Origin of the sequence: Streptomyces sp. SLBN-8D4, from assembly GCF_049739545.1 — a bacterium.
Lineage (GTDB): Bacteria > Actinomycetota > Actinomycetes > Streptomycetales > Streptomycetaceae > Streptomyces > Streptomyces canus_C.
On the sequence record NZ_JBMGQC010000001.1, the window covers coordinates 677,203 to 693,422 of the forward strand.

Below are 16,220 nucleotides of genomic sequence, written 5' to 3' on the forward strand. Positions count from 1 at the left end.
CGATCAGAAGTCGGGCGGTTCCAGGGACTGCTCGGCCCAGATCGTCTTGCCGCTGCCGGTCTGCCTGCTCCCCCAGCGCTGGGTGAGCTGGGCGACCAGCAACAGCCCGCGGCCGCCCTCGTCGAAGGCGTGGGCGCGCCGCAGGTGCGGTGAGGTGGAACTGCCGTCGAATACCTCGCAGATGAGGGTGCGGTCCCGGATCAGGCGCAGCTGGATGGGCGGTTCGCCGTAGCGGATGGCGTTGGTGACCAGTTCGCTGACGACGAGTTCGGTGACGAAGGAGGCTTCCTCCAGTCCCCAGGCGCTCAGTTGCTCGGTGGCGGCCTGCCGGGCCGCGGCCACGTGCGCGGGGTCGGGTTCGATGTCCCAGGTGGCGACCCGGTCCGCGCCGAGAGTCCGGGTCCGGGCCAGCAGCAGGGCCACGTCGTCGCCCGGTTCTTCGGGCAGTACGGCCTTCAGGACGGTGTCGCACAGGTCGTCGAGGGTCTCGGTCCTCGCGGTGAGCGCGCGGCACAGTTCCTCGGTGGCGTGGTCGACGTCGCGGTCCCGGTCCTCGATGAGCCCGTCGGTGTACAGGGCGACGACGGCTCCCTCGGGCAGTTCGATCTCCGTGGCCTCGAAGGGCAGTCCGCCGACCCCGAGCGGGGGCCCCGCGCTCAGCGGGACGAGGCTCGCGGTGCCGTCGGGCAGGACGACGGCGGGCGGAGGGTGGCCGGCGGCGGCCGTGGTGAGGCGGCGCGAGACGGGGTCGTAGACGGCGTAGAGGCAGGTGGCGCCCAGTTCGGCGGCCTCGGCGTCGCGGTCGTCCGAGGCGAGGTGGGTGACCAGGTCGTCGAGGTGGGTGAGGAGCTCGTCGGGCGGCAGGTCGACGTCGGCGAGGGTGCGGACCGCCGTGCACAGGCGGCCCATGGTCGCCGAGGAGGGGATGCCGTGTCCGACGACGTCGCCGACGACGAGGGCGACGCGGCTGCCGGAGAGCGGGATCACGTCGAACCAGTCGCCGCCGACGCCGGCCATCGAGCCGCAGGGCAGATAGCGGTGGGCCACCTCGACCACGGCCTGTCCGGGCAGACCGCGCGGCAGCAGGCTGTTCTGCAGAGCCAGGGCGGTGGTGCGCTCACGGGCGAAGCGGCGGGCGTTGTCGATGCAGACGGCGGCCCGGCTGGCGAGTTCCTCGCCGAGGACGGCGTCGTCGCCGCCGAAGTCGTCGGGGTGGGCGATACGGACAGCGACCGCGACCCCGAGGGTGGTGCCGCGGGCCCTGAGCGGCACGGCGAGCAGGGAGTGGGCGCCCTTGCGGTAGGAGCGGCCGGCCGGGGCGCGGGAGTTGCGCTCGGCGACCCAGCGCATGAAGTCGGGCTCACCGGCCTGGCTCAGGGCGGCCCGGCCCTCCCGCACCGCCCGCGCGGGTGGTGAGGAGGCCTGGTAGATGTCCGTCTCCCCCAGGTGGACGGCGGCCTCGGGGGTGCCCTCGTGGCCGGAGCCGTGGGCGACGCGGCGCAGAGCGATGTCGCCTTCCAGGACGGTAGGCGGTTCGTCCGCGCCGAGGACCCATTCGAGGAGGTCGACGCTGGCGAAGTCGGCGTAGCGGGGCACGAGGAGCCCGACGAGTTCCTCTGCGGTGCGCACCACGTCGAGGGTGGTGCCGATGGTGGCCGCGGCCTCGTTGAGCAGGAGGAGTCGTTGCCGGGCCCGGTACTGCTCGGTGCTGTCGAACGACGCGATGGCCACCCCGTGGACCTCGCCGCCGCCGTCCCGCAGGGGCCACATGTCGGTGGTCCAGGAGTGCTCCCGGTTCAGCGCGGGAGCCCCGGTGAAGCTCTCGTACCGGACCGGACGGCCGGTGTCGACGACCTGGCGCAGATGGGCGAGCCAGCCGCGATGCGCCGGGCGGTCCTCCACGCTCTCCGGGAAGTGCTGCCCCAGCAGCGCCTCCTGCGGTACGCCCATGATCCGGCAGGCCACGTCGTTCAGCCGCAGGTAGTTCTGACGCGCGTCGAAGACCGACATGGCCACGGACGCCTGCTGGAAGGCCTGACCCGCCAGGGTCGGTTCGGAGCCCCCGGGGGCCTCGGCGGTGATCATGTAGCTGGAACGTTCCCCGTCCTCGCCGAGCACGGCACAGGCGCTGAGCAGCAGCGCGACGGACGAGCCGTCGCGGCGGCGCAGCACGACGGTGCCGACCAGATCCGCGACGGCATCGGCGGTCGGGGCCTCGGTGAGCAGGTCGCGGGCCGGGCGGCCCACGACCTCGTCGGCCGGGTATCCCGTCAGTTCGCGGGCGCCCTCGCTCCAGCCCCGCACCACACCCCGGGTATCGACGATCGCCGCAGCAGAGCCGTGCACCATTTGTTCAGGATCGTTCTTTTGCCCGGCCGGTTCAACCGAAACGGAGGACTGCGGGGCTTCTGCGTACCGCGGCCGTCACTTTCCGCGTTCGCGCAGAGCGGCGAGGGCGCGGTCGGCGTGGGTGTTCATGCGCAGTTCGCTGCGGACGACCTCCAGCACGGTGCGGTCCTCGGCGATGACGAAGGTGACCCGCTTGGTGGGTGCCAGGGAGAAGCCTCGCTTGACGCCGAACAGCTCGCGTATCTTGCCGTCGGCGTCGGACAGGAGGGGCATGCCGAGGCTGTGTTGTCCGGCGAACTCCTGCTGGCGTTCGACGGTGTCGCCGCTGACGCCGACCGGCTGCGCGCCGGCGGCGGCGAACTCGGCGGCCAGGTCGCGGAAGTGGCAGGCCTCCGCGGTGCAGCCGGCGGTCAGGGCGGCGGGGTAGAAGAAGAGGACGACGGGGCCGTCGGCGAGCAGTTCGGACAGCTTGCGGCTGGTGCCGGTCTCGTCGGGGAGCTCGAAGTCCTCGATGGTGTCGCCGGTCTCCGGTGCCTTGCTCATGCCCGGCCCTCCCCGTTCTTCGCGATGCCGCGTGCCCACAGTACGAGCGGCAGTTGCAGCGGCAGCCGTCCGAGGGCGGCCGCCTTCTGGGGGGTCGGGCGGTGGCGCCAGTCGACGGCCATCTTGACGTTGGCGGGGAACACCCCGACGAAGAAGGCGGCGGTGGCGAGCGCGGCGGTGTGCCGGGTCCTGGGCAGCGCCAGACCGGCGGCGAGCGCGAGCTCCACGGCACCGCTCGCGTAGGTCCAGGTCCGGGGCTTGCCGGGCAGGGCCTTCGGGATGGTCGCGTCGAACGAGCGTGGCGCGGCGAAGTGGGCGACACCCCCGGTGGCCAGCAGACCGGCGAGCAGCAGGGGCGAGCGTGGGGACCGTGGCACGGTTCCTCCTTCGGGGGGGGCTGCCGCGCACATTACTGGACGGTACGGGTACCTCCGTCGGCGGGCTCCGTCGTTACGGGGAGCAGCGGTTGTGGGTGCCCGGGGTGCAGCCGAAGGAGCGGCGGAAGACGTCGATGAAGGCGCTCGCGGAGGACCAGCCGCAGCGGTGGGCCACGGTCGTCACGGGGACGTCGTCGGCGAGCATGCGCAGGGCGTGGTAGAGGCGTGACTGGGTGCGCCACTGCGGGAAGGTCATGCCGAACTCGGTGCGGAAGAGACGGCTGAGCGTGCGTTCGGAGGCTCCGGTCGCGGCGCCGAGGGCGGCGAGGGTGCGCGGGTCGGCGGGGTCGGCGTGCACGAGCGCGCAGACCGCGGCCAGGCGGGGATCGGTCGGGGCGGGCAGCCGCAGGGGCTGCTGCGGTGAGGCCCGCAACTGGTCGCGGAGAACGGCGAGGAGGCGGTGGCGTTCGGGGTTGTCGTCGGCGGGGTCGCGGGTGTAGGCGAGGATCAGTTCGCGCAGCAGCGGACCTACGGCGAGGACGGTCGGGGCGTCCAGGCCGAGCGGGTTGTCGTCGGCGGGCAGTCCGACCAGGTGCAGGTCGAGCCGGCCGTGGGCGCGGTGGGCGTGGACGGTGCCCGCCGGAACCCAGATGGCCCGGGTGCCGGGGGCGAACCAGGTGCCGGCGTCGGTGGTGACGGCGAGGACGCCGGAGCCGGCGTAGACGATCTGGTGGTCGTCGTGCCGGTGGGCGTCGATGCTGTCGCCTGCGGCGAGGCGCTGGGCGCGGGTGGGCGCCACCGGGTCGTGGCGGATGTTCGACACAAACAGGCAGATTATCGAAAGCGGGCCAGGACGTGTCCGCGCGAGGCTCGGTTGCGTGTCCAAGAACCGTTCCCTCACGCTGATGTCGCTCGGTCACGGCTGCGTGGACGTGTACCAGGGGGCCGTCGCCGCCCTGGTGCCGTTCTTCGTCGCCGAGCGCGCCTGTTCGTACGCCGCCGCCTCGGGCATCGTGCTGGCGGCGTCCCTGTTGTCGTCGGTCGTACAGCCGTTGTTCGGCGCGCTCACCGACCGCTGGGCGATGCCGTGGCTGTTGCCGCTGAGTGCGCTGACCGCGGGCGCGGGGGTCGCGCTGAGCGGGATCTTCGGCTCCTATCCGCTGACCCTGGCGGCGGTCGCCGTGTCCGGCATCGGGGTCGCGGCCTACCACCCGGAGGCCGCCCGGGCGGCGCGGGCCGTGGCGCCCGGCGGCAACGGAGGGATGGGGTGGTTCTCGCTGGGCGGCAACATCGGCTTCGCCCTGGCCCCGCCGCTGGTCGCCGCCGTGATGGCCACCGGTGGCCCGGACGCTTCTCCGCTGCTGGTCGTCCCGGCCGTGGCGGGCGCGGCCCTGTGCGCGGCAGCGGTGCGCGCGTCCCGGGCCCGCCCGAAGCCGGGACCGGCGACCGTGCGGGCCGGGAGCGACGACTGGCCGTCGTTCCTGCGGCTGTCCGGTGCGGTGGTCTGCCGGTCGGTCGTGTTCGTCGGGCTGAGCGCGTTCGTGTCGCTGTACGTCCGTGAGCGTGTGGGCGGCGGGGACGTGGCCGGTACGGCGGCGCTGTGCGTGCTCTACGCGGGAGGTGCCTTGGGCACGGTTCTCGGGGGCCGGCTCGCCGACCGGTACGGGCGCCTCACGGTGGTGCGGAGGGCTTACGCCCTCACGGTGCTCGCCGTGGCAGGGGTGGTGTTCGCCCCCGGTCCCGCGGTGTACCTGTTCGTCGCACTGACCTCGGCCGGCCTGTACGTGCCGTTCTCCCTGCACATCACTCTCGGCCAGGACTACCTGCCCGGGCGGGTGGGCACGGCGAGCGGCGTCACGCTGGGTCTGACGGTGAGCGTCGGCGGGCTGGCCGCCCCGGCGCTGGGAGCGCTGGCCGACACCGCGTCCCTGCGAACCGCCCTGGTGCCGTTGATCCTCCTGCCCGCGCTGGGCGGCCTGCTGCTGCGCGGGCTGCGTGAACCCGCTCCGGCCGAGCGACTCGTGCCCGCGGGATGAGGCTCGGCGGGCGCCGGCCGGTGCGACCTCCCCGGTCTCGTCGTCGATGGCGCAGGAGAGGGATCGGTAGTTCAGCATGCCGCGACGGCACCCTGGCCAGGACGCGGCAGCGCCCACTTCAGCCACGTCCTGCAGCCAGGAGGCGCGAACCGGCACCGCGGGCGACAGCGGGTCTGTCGCTGGAGGTGCCGTGCACGGAGACGATCCGTTCGCGGGGAGGGCCCTTCGAGGGGTGGGTCGCCCGACTCAAGTGACGTCCTCACGCTCCGGTCGGAGTGACCGGAGCCGTCCACATGGCGACCACGACGTCACCGAGGCCGGTGGCGGCGTCGTGCCAGCTGGCACGGGGCGTCGGGGTGTTCTCGGCGAGGGCCCGTTCGCGGTCGGCGGCCATGTGCACGATCAGATGACGGGCCATCTCGCCGCGCTCGGCGCGGACGTCGGCGGGCAGTTCGGGCAGACAGCGGTTCAGGCCCTCGACGATCTGCTGGAGCGAGGGCGAGGTCATGGACTCCTTGACCATGATCTGCTGGAGCACCGGGTCGGTCATGACCTGTGCGCAGAACCGGGCGAACCACGTGGGGCTGCCCAGCTCCGCGAGATGTTCGGGCACGGGCCGGACCAGGCAGTCCACCCAGTCGCGTACATCCGTGGAGCCGCGGGCCCCGGCCAGCAGCCGGGCACGGATCGACTCGACACGGACCTGGTGCTTGCGGGCGATCGCCCGGACCAGGTCGGCCTTGGTGCCGAAGTGGTAACCGACCGCGGCGTTGTTGCCCTGCCCCGCGGCCTCGCTGACCTGCCGGTTGGACACCGCGAGGACACCGCGCTCGGCGAAGAGGCGCTCGGCCGCGGTCAGGATCAGCTCCCGGGTCGCGCTGACCTGTTCCTCGCGTACCGTCCTGCCCGCCATGCTCACCACCGCACCGGGACTTCGCAGAGCCCTCAGACGGCCAGTCCCTCGAGCCGCCTGAGGTCCGCCGGCGGTGCGGCGAGTTCCAGTGCCGGAAGCCTACGCAACAGCAGGTCGGGAACGGCGCGCAGGACAACGCACGGCGAGCGCCGCCCTTCTCGCAGCGGCTCGGCACGGGCGCCTCGCACTCCAGGACCGACCCCCTCCTCGCCACCCCCGGCGGCCGCCGCACGACCACGACAGCCGCACCCAGTACCCTAAGTCAATCACCTGACTTAATTTAGCCCGGGGCCCGCCCCGCTCCCCCGCCTTGGAGGCCCTTCCATGTCCGACGCTCCCGCCAGCTCCGCCGACCCGGGTGCCGTGGCCCCGCCGCACCCGAAGGCCGTGGTGGCGGTGCTGGCCTTCGCCGGAATCGTCGTCTCGTTGATGCAGACCCTGGTGATCCCGATCGTGCCGGAGCTGCCCAAGCTGCTCGACGCCCCGGCCTCGGACACCGCGTGGGCGGTCACCGCCACCCTGCTCGCGGCAGCGGTCGCCACCCCGGTCGTCGGGCGGCTCGGCGACATGTTCGGCAAGCGCCGGATGCTGCTGGTCAGCGTCGTGATGCTGGTGGTCGGATCGGTGGTCTGCGGACTCAGCGACGCCCTGGTCCCGATGATCGTCGGCCGCGCCCTGCAGGGCCTGTCCTCCGGTGTCATCCCGCTCGGCATCAGCATCATGCGCGACGAACTGCCCGCCGGGCGCCTGGCCGGTGCGACCGCGCTGATGAGCGCCTCCCTCGGCGTCGGCGGCGCCCTGGGCCTGCCGACCGCCGCGCTGATCGCGGACAACTTCGACTGGCACGCCCTGTTCTGGGCCTCGGCCGTGATGGGCGCGATCGCCCTGGTCCTGGTTCTCGCGTTCGTGCCGGAGTCGCAGGTGCGCACCGGCGGCCGCTTCGACGCGGTCGGCGCGGTCGGGATGGCCTCAGGACTGGTCTCCCTGCTGCTCGCCGTCTCCAAGGGCGCCGACTGGGGATGGACCAGCGGCACCACGCTCGGCCTGTTCGTCGCCGCCGTGATCATTTTGCTGGCCTGGGGCTTCTTCGAACTGCGCACCGCCCAGCCACTGGTCGACCTGCGCACCACCGCCCGCCGCCAGGTGCTCTTCACCAACCTCGCGTCGATCGCGATCGGCTTCTCGATGTTCGCGATGTCGCTGGTACTGCCGCAGCTGCTCCAACTGCCCACCCGCACCGGCTACGGCCTGGGCAGGTCCCTGCTGACCGCCGGCCTGGTCATGGCCCCGTCCGGCCTGGTGATGATGGCCCTGGCACCGGTCTCCGCGGCCGTCTCCAAGGCCAAGGGTCCGAAGGTCACGCTCATGATCGGCGCACTCATCGTGGCCGCCGGCTACGGGCTGAACATCGTGCTGATGTCCGCGGTCTGGCACCTGGTGCTGGTGTCCTGCGTGATCGGCGCCGGCATCGGGTTCACGTACGGCTCCATGCCCGCCCTCATCATGGGCGCCGTGCCCGCCTCCGAGACGGCCGCCGCCAACAGCCTCAACACCCTGATGCGGTCCATCGGCACGTCGACGGCGAGCGCCCTCGCCGGTGTCGTACTGGCCCAGATGACCATCGATCTGGGTGGCTACGCGCTGCCCTCCGAGAACGGCTTCAAGACCGTCATGGCGATCGGCGCGGGTGCCGCGCTCCTCGCCTTCGCCCTCGCCTCCTTCATCCCGCGCCCGCGCGCCGCGGTCCCGGCTGCGGCCTCGGCACCGGCCGCGGAGACATCGGCCGGGACCGCGTCCGGACGCTGACGCTCCCCGCCTGACGGCCGCCGCCCGGCGGCCGTCAGGTCCTGCCCAGGGAGGATCCGGTCCCCGGCACGTACTGCGTTCTGCGTAGGCGAGATTGTCGGCGGTGGTACGACGATTGGCGGGCCTTGTTCCGGAAGACTGGCGACCCGGGCCGTGAAGGTGGGGACGCGTGACTCTCTCGGCCGGGACGGGTCGCGGCGGCCGCACCCGGCGGACCTCGGCCACCATGGTTCCAGGACGACCGGAGAGCCCATGAGCATCCCCTTGCGGCGCTACGCCGACGATCATGTCCGTACGGTCGTCGCCCTGACGACCGGGCTCCGGTTGCCCGGGCTGCCGTACGGCGGCGAGGACCACCCCGACGCCGACCGGCCGGACCCGGCGGGGCGCCCCCGGCTCCCCCTCGACCCCGCTGTCCCGGAACGCCAGGAACGGACCCCATGACCATCCGCGTACTGCTCGCCGACGACCAGGCTCTGCTGCGGGCCACCTTCCGGATCCTCATCGACTCGTGCGACGACATGGAGGTGGTCGCGGAGGCCACCGACGGCGCCGCGGCGATCGACCTGGCGCGCGTCCACCGTCCCGACGTGATCCTGATGGACATCCGCATGCCGGGCACCGACGGCCTGGCCGCCACCTCCGTGATCTGCGCGGATCCGGAGCTGTCGGACACGCGGGTGCTGATCCTGACCACGTTCGAGATCGACGAGTACGTCGCGCAGGCGCTGCGGTCCGGGGCCAGCGGTTTCCTCGGCAAGGACGTCACCGCGGAGGCCCTGCTCTCCGGCATCCGCACCGTGGCTGCCGGTGACTCCCTGCTCTCCCCCGGCGCCACCCGCACCCTGATCACCCGGTTCCTCGCGGCCCCGGGACTCGGCACCCGCCTCGCCGCCGCCGACGACCTGACCGGTCTCACCGGCCGGGAACGCGAGGTCATGGCGTGGGTCGCCGAGGGGCACTCCAACGAGAAGATCGCCGAGAAGCTCTTCGTCAGCCCCCTGACCGTGCGCACCCACGTCCACCGCGCGATGACCAAGCTCGGCGCCCGGGACCGCGCCCAGCTCGTCGTGATGGCCTATCAGTCGGGTCTGGTGCAGGCGCTGCCGCCCGAGGAACGCTGATCCCTCATCTCTCGGAGAGTTCCCGCAGCCACTGCTGGAGCAGGGCCGACTCGGCCGTCGTGAGCGTCGGCGGCAGGTCGGCACGCAGCCGGGCCGCGAGGGTGGCGGCCGCGACGGGCACCGAGTCGTCCTTGCGCGGTGCGTCGGTGTCGGCGGGCCGGGTCACCGCGTCCAGTACCGCGTCGCGCAGCCGCCGCGAGAACGCCGGGTCCGTGTACTGCTCGGGTCTGGTCAGCATCGACAGGGCCGCCCCGACGTTGGCGGACATGATCATCTGCGTGGCCAGCGCGGGCGGCACCGTCAGCCGCCCCGCGGCCGCGCAGCGTTCGAGGATCCCGTGCAGCAGGTCGTGCGCCTCGCGGGCCGCGGCGGGCGGCACGGTCAGCTCGGGCGAGTACATCAGGCGGTAGTGGCTGGGGTGCTCCAGCGCGAAGCGCATGTGGTTGTCCCAACCGCTCTTCAGGTCCTCGACGGGATCCTCGCTCGGCCGCGCCGCCCGCTTGGACGCGAGGTACCGCTCGAATCCCCGGTCGACCACGGCGGCCAGCAGGCCGGCTTTGTCGCCGAAGAGCCGGTAGAGCATCGGCGCGCCCACCCCGGCCTTTTCGCACACCGCGCGCGTGGAGACATCGGCGGCCGACGCACCGGCCAGCAGCTCGGTGGCCGCTTCCAGGATCTTTTCCCTCGCGTCCATGCCCCCACCGTACGCCATCCGTAGCATCGATACGAGTCTGGGGTTACCGTCACTACGATCCCGTGTTATCGTCGATACGAACCAGCCGTAGCAACGCTAACAGCAGCAGTGCTGACAAAGGATGCAGTCATGACCACTCAGCCCCGGACGGACCAGCGTGTCGCGATCGTGACCGGCGGATCGCGCGGCATCGGACGGCAGATCGCCCAGCGGCTCGCCGCGGACGGATTCGCGGTCGTCGTCGGGTACGCGGGCAACAAGGACGCCGCCGACGAGGCCGTGCGCGCCATCGAGGAAGCGGGCGGCACCGCCCGCGCCGCCCGCGCGGACGTCGCCGACGAGACCGAGGTCGCCGCCGTGTTCGACCTGGCGGAGGCCACGTACGGCGGTGTCGACGTGGTGGTCCACTCCGCGGGCCGGATGCCGCTGGCCCCGATCGCGGAGCTCGACCTCGCCGAGCTCGACGCCCTGTACCGCACCAACATCCGCGGCACCTTCGTCGTCGACCAGCAGGCCGCCCGCCGACTGCGTCCGGGCGGTGCGCTCGTCAACCTCTCCAGCTCGGTCGTCGGGCTCGCCTTCCCCGGGTACGGCGCCTACGCGGCCAGCAAGGGCGCGGTCGAGGCCGTGACCCTGATCCTCGCCCGCGAGCTCCGCGGCCGTGACGTCACCGTCAACGCCGTGGCCCCCGGCCCGACGGCGACCGACCTCTTCCTCGACGGCAAGGACGAGGAGACCGTCGCCCGCCTGGCGGCCCAGCCCCCGCTGGAGCGGCTCGGGACACCGAAGGACATCGCCAACGTCGTGTCGTTCCTGGTGAGCCCGGCCGGTCACTGGGTCAACGGCCAGGTACTGCGGGCCAACGGCGGCATCATCTGACCCGTCTCCGCACAGCAGCCGCCGGCGACCGGGAGCCTCACCCTGGTGTTCCACACAGAAGGCACCCGGGCGGCGCCCGTTCAGGGGAAACCGGTGGGCGGGGCGCGTGGCGGCCGGTGCCCGTGTCGACAACTGACCCGTGACCCTCCCGCTGATCCCGCCCATGCTCGCCACCCCCGGCACCCTGCCGCCCGCCTCCCAGGACGCGCGCTGGGCCTACGAGACCAAGCAGGACGGCCAGCGGGTCGTGGCCTACCTCGCCGGGAACGGCGGCGTGGTGCTGCGCGCCCGGTCCGGCGAGGAGATCACCGGCGCCTATCCCGAACTGCGGTCGCTGGGCGCCGCGCTCGGCACCACACCCGCGGTGCTCGACGGGGAGATCCTGGCGCTGGACGAACAGGGCCGCGCGGACTTCCAGTTGCTGCAACCGCGCATGCAGCTGGCGCACGCCCCGGCCAGAGCCGCACGCCGGGCGGCCGAAGCGCCCGTCCACCTCGTGCTGTTCGACCTGATGCACCTGGGTCGGCGCTCGCTCCTCACCCTTCCCTACATGCAGCGGCGGGCGCGACTGGACGAGCTTGAGCTCTCCGGGCCGCACTGGTCCACGCCCGGCGCCCTCGTCGGTCACGGCGAGCAGGCCCTGCGCGCCACCCGTGAACACGGTCTGGAGGGCCTGGTCTGCAAGCGGCTCGACTCGGTGTACGAACCCGGAGTGCGCTCCCGCGCCTGGATCAAGATCCGCAACATGCACAGCGAGGACGTCCTCGTGGGCGGCTGGCTGCCCGGCAAGGGCCGGCTCACCGGTCTGCCGGGCGCTGTGCTGGTCGGACAGCGCGACGGAGGGCGGCTGCGCTACGTCGGCAATGTGGGCACCGGCTGGAGCGAGACGGAACGGACGGAGCTCGCCTCCCTGTTGGCGGCCGCGGCGGCGGACGTGTGCCCCTTCGATCCCGTGCCGCGCGTCCCGGGTGCGCACTGGGTGCTGCCCCGGCTGGTGGGCGAGGTCCGCTACAGCACCCGTACCCGGGCGGGGTTGCTGCGTCAGCCGTCCTGGCTGCGGCTGCGGCCCGATCTCGCGCCGGAGGACTCCTCGGCCGACCTCCCCGACGCGCCTCCGTGATCCCGGTGTTGGGCAAGCCGTAACCGGAGCGATGCCTTCAACATCTTGGCGCGGACATGGAAAGCCGGGAAGCTGAACTCACCAGTAACCCCACAGCCGTTGGGCTGCGCCCGGACCCCAAGGAGGACGCAGTGGCGTCACCGTCGTTCAAGAGGCACCGCACGAGGTGGTTCACCGGTCTGGCCGGCGCCGCCGCGCTCGTCGTCGCCTTTCCTTCCGTGGCGTTCGCCGCCCCGCCCAAGGCGCTGCCCGCCAACGCCGAGAGCGCCGAGTACACCTACCAGCCGGCCTTCGACTACGACACCGACGGCTGCTACTCGACGCCCGCCATCGGCCCCGACGGCACCATCAACGGCGGTCTGAACCCGACGGGTTCGCTCAGCGGCGACTGCCATGACGCCTCGGATCTCGACAACACCAACACGTACTCGCGCTACAAGTGCAGCAACGGCTGGTGCGCCTACATGTACGGCCTGTACTTCGAGAAGGACCAGGCGGTCGCGAACAGCAGCATCGGCGGGCACCGCAACGACTGGGAGCACGTCGTGATCTGGGTGCAGAACGGCGCGGTCCAGTACGTGTCGACGTCCAACCACGGCTCGTTCACGGTCAGCGCGGCCTCCGGCGTCCGCTTCGACGGCACGCACGCGAAGATCGTCTACCACAAGGACGGCATCAGCACGCACTGCTTCCGGCTGGCCAACTCGGGTGACGAGCCCCCGGAGAACGCCAAGGGCACCTGGCAGTACCCGCCGCTGGTCGGCTGGAACGGCTACCCGTCGACGGCTCTGCGCGACAAGCTGAGCGCGTACGACTTCGGCAGCGCCAACTTCGGTCTCAAGGACGCCAACTTCGCCGCGCACCTGTCGTCGGCGAAGCCGTCGGGGATCTCCTTCGACCCCAACGCCTGATCCGGCAACCCTCCCGAGCGCCGTAGGGCGCGGGACCTAGGACTCCGGGCACCGCCGGATTCCGTCCCGCGCCCGATCCCCGCCGAACTGCCCCGGCATAGCGTCCTGTTCATGGACACGAGCGATACGAGTCACACGAGCGGGTACCTCGAAGAGGCCCTGGACCGCGTCCACGCGTCCGGCCCGGAGCGCGAGGGCTGGCTGAGCAACCACGCCCCGATGGTGGTCGAGGCACTCGCCGCGCACGGACAGGCCGGTTCGGTGCACCGGTGGCTGGACCTGTACCGGGACAAGCTGGAGGACTTCCCCGACCGCACCGCCCCCGTGACGGACGACAACTGGCCCTCGGCACTGGGTGATCCACGCCGGATAGCCGACTGGACCGACTTTTTCTCCCGCACGCTCGCCGAGCACCCCTGGAAGGGCGTCCTCGCCGAGTGGTGGCCGCGCTTGCTGCCGGGCATGTACGGCGGTGCCACGCACACGGTAATCCGGGTCGGCCACGCCGTCCGCGCCCTGGAGGCCCAGGAGAACGCGCCCCGGCTCACCGAACTGGCGCACGCGCTGGGCTACTGGGCGGCACGGCACCAGCCCGTGACCGGGTTCGTGGAGCTGCCGGGTGCGCCGACCGCCGTAGACGCCCTGGAAGCGGTGCCGGCCATCGAGCCGGGGCACCTGGGGTTCCGGAACCGCCTGGCCGCCGTACGTCGCCTGCCCGTGTGGGCGCACGGCGTCACCGACCCGGACACCGCGAAGGAGCGCCTCACCGAGCTCGTGCGCGCCGCGACCCACCGCTACGCCACCCACGGCCACGGCGAGCCGACCATGCTCGTGCACGCGGCCACGGCCCCCAACGCCGTGCTGCGGGCCCTGGACTCCCTGCCCCGCGACCAGTGGGTGCCGAGCCTGCACGCGGCGTGGACGGCGTCGGCGGCGGTCACGGCGATGTACGCGCCGCCGGCACCGGTCGCCTACGTCCCTCCCGCGCGCCTCACCGCGGAAGAGGTCGTGGAACGAGCCCTCGCCCACGGCGACGAACACGTCATCAAGCTGACCGACACGGCCCTGGACATCGGCGACGAGCAGGCCCTGGCGGCCGCCCTGCGCTCGGTCGAACTCAGCGAGCCGCTCGCCTGAGCCTGTGGCCGGACCGCCGGACGGTCAGGCGCCCGCCACCACCGCGTCACCGAGCGCTGTCCGCCCGTACAGCACCCGGTGGCCCTGCCGACGCGAGCCGAGCAGGCCCGCCTCGCGCAGGACCGCCAGATGGGCGGAGACGGTCGAGGGGGCGAGGCCGTGCCGGCGGGCGAGGTCGGTCGTCGAGGCCGGTTCCCCGAGGCCCGCCAGGACCGCCGCACGCTGCCGCCCCAGCAGTCGCGCGAGCGCCTGCGACGGGCGCGGCACCCCGTCGCCGTGCAGTGCGCCCATGCCGCGCGCCGGATAGATGACCGTCGGCTGCCAGGGCCGGGCGAAGCCGCTCACCACATCCGGCCACACGAACACGCTCGGCATGAGCAGCACGCCTCGCCCGTCGGCGAGTTGGGCGTCCCTGAGGTCGCCGCGCACGGGCAGGGTGAGGCTTCCGCCGGCCCAGTCGACGTCCGGGTGCAGACCGGTGAACAACGCGTCCAGCCCGGCGTCCGCCACCTGCCGGGAGCGGTGCGCGATGTCGGTCTCCAGCACGGCACGATGGCGTGCCCAGTCCGGGGCGACCAGTGCCCGCCAGGCCTGCTCGGTGAGGTCGGCGAGGCGCCGCACGGTGGCGGCCGGGTCGTCGAGCGCGGCCCGGCCCCGCGCCGACTCGGCGAGCCCCGGCGTGCAGGCCAGCGAACGGGCCATCTCGGTGCGGGCGAGGGCGGGGTCGGTGGCGCGTACGCGGGCCAGCTCGTCCTCGAAGCGGGGGTACGGCTCCTCGGGCGGCGGCCCCAGGAAGTCGGGGGTGTAGCCGCCGACCGGCGGGATGAACAGCCACAGCGGGGACAGGTCGAGCCCGGCCACGGCGGGCGCGGCGCGGCGCAGCCAGGCCCGGTGGTAGCCGTGCCGGGCGGAGCGGCGCAGCATGCGCAGCGCCTCGTGGGTCTGGCACAGCGGGGAGACCGCGAACCGGCACCGCCTGAGGTCGTCGGTGCCGAGACGCAGGGTCAGCGGCAAGGCGGCCTCCCGGTGTCGGTCGGTGATTCGTCCTGGACCGAAAGAATAGAGCCGTGCGCGTCGGCGCAGCACGCTTGCCGTCCCTCTTCCCCACCCCGGAAAGGCAGTTGGATGGGCAGCGTACGTCCGGCCCCCTGGCGCAGGGCCGCCGTCGTCGCGGCGCTGATGCTGGCGGCGTTCACCTTCAACACCACCGAGAACCTCCCGGTGGGTCTGCTGTCCCTGATGGCGGACGATCTGCGGGTCTCGCTCACCGCGGTGGGCGCGCTGGTCACCGGCTACGGCCTGGCGGTGGCCGTCGCCTCGTTGCCGCTGGCGCACGTCAGCCGGTCCGTGCCACGCCGGTATCTGATGACCGGTCTGCTCGCGGTGCTCGCGGTGGCCAGTTGGGTCTCGGCGCTCGCCGCCGTGTCGTACGGCATGCTGCTGGCCGCCCGGGTGGCGACCGCGCTGGCACAGGCGCTGTTCTGGGCGGTGATGGGGCCGGTCGCGGTCGGCCTGTTCCCGCCCGAACGGCGCGGCCGGATCATCGGGCTGCTGTCGGTGGGCGGTTCGCTGGCCACAGTCGCCGGGGTGCCGGCGGGGACGTGGCTGGGCGGGCACAGCGGCTGGCGGACGCCGTTCGCGGTGCTGGGCGCCCTCGCCGTCGTATCGCTGGTCGCGGTGGCCGTGCTGCTGCCGACCTCGCGTCCGCAGGAAGGTCATGCGGCGTACGGGGCCGCCCCGGACCGGCGCCGGTTCGCGGTCGTGCTCGCCACCACCGCGCTCTCGGTGACGGGGGCGTTCACCGGGTTCACCTACGTCGTGGACTTCCTGGACGAGGTGAGCGGGTTCGGCCGGGACGCGGTGAGCGCCGTGCTCATGGCGTTCGGGGCGGCGGCGCTGGCCGGGGTCACGGTGGCCGGACCGCTGCTGGACCGGTATCCGCGGGCCACGCTTTCCGTGCCGGTCGCCGGCCAGGCCGTGGCACTGGTCGGGCTGTACGCGGCCGGCAGCAGCCAGGTGGCGACCGTCGTGCTGCTCATGCTGCTGGGCGCTTCGGTGGCACCGACGTTCATGGCGACGCAGAGCCAGGTGCTGCGGGTCGCCCCGGGCCGTACCGAGACGGCCCTGGCGGCCAATTCGGCGGCGTTCAACGTGGGCGTGGCCGCCGGCGCCCTGCTCGGTGGGGTGCTGCTGCCCCTGGCCGGGACACGCGGCACGTTCCTGGCCGGCGGGGTGCTCACGGCGGTGGCACTGGTGGTGCTGTCCCGGCCGTCCACCGTCGTCGCACGGGAGACGGTGGACGGGCCGGAGTCCGGCGTCCGATGATGGCCG

At 72.9% G+C, this 16,220-nt stretch carries 16 protein-coding genes; 9 read left to right on the plus strand and 7 right to left on the minus strand.

Translation table 11 applies throughout. From position 1 onward, the window contains the following. Positions 1-3: 3 nt before the first annotated feature. The 4 genes from RKD20_RS03030 to RKD20_RS03045 form a co-directional block, all read right to left on the minus strand. Complete coding sequence (locus tag RKD20_RS03030) at positions 4-2,349, minus strand: SpoIIE family protein phosphatase (protein WP_424876252.1); 2,346 nt, start codon at positions 2,347-2,349, stop codon at positions 4-6. 75 nt (positions 2,350-2,424) lie between these two features. Then, complete coding sequence (locus RKD20_RS03035; protein WP_424876253.1) at positions 2,425-2,892, minus strand: peroxiredoxin; 468 nt, start codon at positions 2,890-2,892, stop codon at positions 2,425-2,427. Next, complete coding sequence (locus RKD20_RS03040; RefSeq protein WP_424876254.1) at positions 2,889-3,269, minus strand: DoxX family protein; 381 nt, start codon at positions 3,267-3,269, stop codon at positions 2,889-2,891. The genes RKD20_RS03035 and RKD20_RS03040 overlap by 4 nt, the downstream gene beginning before the upstream one ends. A gap of 73 nt (positions 3,270-3,342) precedes the next feature. Beyond that, positions 3,343-4,092 carry an AraC family transcriptional regulator gene (locus RKD20_RS03045; RefSeq protein ID WP_424876255.1) on the minus strand — a complete coding sequence of 250 codons (750 nt, stop codon included), beginning with the start codon at positions 4,090-4,092 and terminating at the stop codon, positions 3,343-3,345. Between the two features lie 82 nt (positions 4,093-4,174). Here RKD20_RS03045 and RKD20_RS03050 point away from each other — a divergent pair, with 82 nt between their 5' ends. Beyond that, positions 4,175-5,305, plus strand: a complete 1,131-nt coding sequence (locus tag RKD20_RS03050) for an MFS transporter (RefSeq protein ID WP_424883131.1) — start codon at positions 4,175-4,177, stop codon at positions 5,303-5,305. 259 nt (positions 5,306-5,564) lie between these two features. On the opposite strand, the gene RKD20_RS03055 is transcribed toward RKD20_RS03050, so the two are convergent. Beyond that, the gene (locus tag RKD20_RS03055; RefSeq protein ID WP_424876256.1) at positions 5,565-6,218 is read right to left on the minus strand and encodes a TetR/AcrR family transcriptional regulator; all 654 of its coding nucleotides are present in this window, start codon (positions 6,216-6,218) and stop codon (positions 5,565-5,567) included. Between the two features lie 324 nt (positions 6,219-6,542). On the opposite strand from RKD20_RS03055, the gene RKD20_RS03060 reads away from it, so the two are divergent. The 3 genes from RKD20_RS03060 (at position 6,543) to RKD20_RS03070 (ending at position 9,148) form a co-directional block, all read left to right on the plus strand. Further along, on the plus strand, positions 6,543-8,024 hold the full coding sequence (locus RKD20_RS03060; protein ID WP_424876257.1) for an MFS transporter: 1,482 nt from the start codon (positions 6,543-6,545) through the stop codon (positions 8,022-8,024). A gap of 252 nt (positions 8,025-8,276) precedes the next feature. Continuing rightward, positions 8,277-8,468 (plus strand): hypothetical protein, encoded by a 192-nt coding sequence (locus RKD20_RS03065; protein WP_424876258.1) that lies wholly within the window; start codon positions 8,277-8,279, stop codon positions 8,466-8,468. Continuing rightward, positions 8,465-9,148 carry a response regulator gene (locus tag RKD20_RS03070; protein WP_424876259.1) on the plus strand — a complete coding sequence of 228 codons (684 nt, stop codon included), beginning with the start codon at positions 8,465-8,467 and terminating at the stop codon, positions 9,146-9,148. The genes RKD20_RS03065 and RKD20_RS03070 overlap by 4 nt, the downstream gene beginning before the upstream one ends. A gap of 4 nt (positions 9,149-9,152) precedes the next feature. Here the strand turns inward: RKD20_RS03070 and RKD20_RS03075 are convergent, their stop codons facing one another. Then, positions 9,153-9,842 carry a TetR/AcrR family transcriptional regulator gene (locus tag RKD20_RS03075; RefSeq protein ID WP_424876260.1) on the minus strand — a complete coding sequence of 230 codons (690 nt, stop codon included), beginning with the start codon at positions 9,840-9,842 and terminating at the stop codon, positions 9,153-9,155. A 129-nt stretch (positions 9,843-9,971) separates the two neighbouring features. Between RKD20_RS03075 and RKD20_RS03080 the strand changes: the two genes are divergently transcribed. The 4 genes from RKD20_RS03080 to RKD20_RS03095 all read left to right on the plus strand — a co-directional run bounded on the left by RKD20_RS03080 (position 9,972) and on the right by RKD20_RS03095 (position 13,889). Then, positions 9,972-10,721 (plus strand): SDR family oxidoreductase, encoded by a 750-nt coding sequence (locus RKD20_RS03080; protein ID WP_424876261.1) that lies wholly within the window; start codon positions 9,972-9,974, stop codon positions 10,719-10,721. A gap of 139 nt (positions 10,722-10,860) precedes the next feature. Further along, positions 10,861-11,841, plus strand: a complete 981-nt coding sequence (gene ligD, locus RKD20_RS03085) for a non-homologous end-joining DNA ligase (protein WP_424876262.1) — start codon at positions 10,861-10,863, stop codon at positions 11,839-11,841. 131 nt (positions 11,842-11,972) lie between these two features. Beyond that, positions 11,973-12,752: an NPP1 family protein gene (locus RKD20_RS03090; RefSeq protein ID WP_424876263.1), complete on the plus strand. Its 780-nt coding sequence runs from the start codon at positions 11,973-11,975 to the stop codon at positions 12,750-12,752. Between the two features lie 111 nt (positions 12,753-12,863). Beyond that, on the plus strand, positions 12,864-13,889 hold the full coding sequence (locus tag RKD20_RS03095; RefSeq protein WP_424876264.1) for a questin oxidase family protein: 1,026 nt from the start codon (positions 12,864-12,866) through the stop codon (positions 13,887-13,889). Between the two features lie 24 nt (positions 13,890-13,913). Here RKD20_RS03095 and RKD20_RS03100 read toward each other — a convergent pair whose 3' ends face one another. Then, complete coding sequence (locus RKD20_RS03100) at positions 13,914-14,903, minus strand: DUF5937 family protein (RefSeq protein WP_424876265.1); 990 nt, start codon at positions 14,901-14,903, stop codon at positions 13,914-13,916. A gap of 111 nt (positions 14,904-15,014) precedes the next feature. Here RKD20_RS03100 and RKD20_RS03105 point away from each other — a divergent pair, with 111 nt between their 5' ends. After that, the gene (locus tag RKD20_RS03105) at positions 15,015-16,214 is read left to right on the plus strand and encodes an MFS transporter (RefSeq protein WP_424876266.1); all 1,200 of its coding nucleotides are present in this window, start codon (positions 15,015-15,017) and stop codon (positions 16,212-16,214) included. Positions 16,215-16,220: the final 6 nt, after the last annotated feature.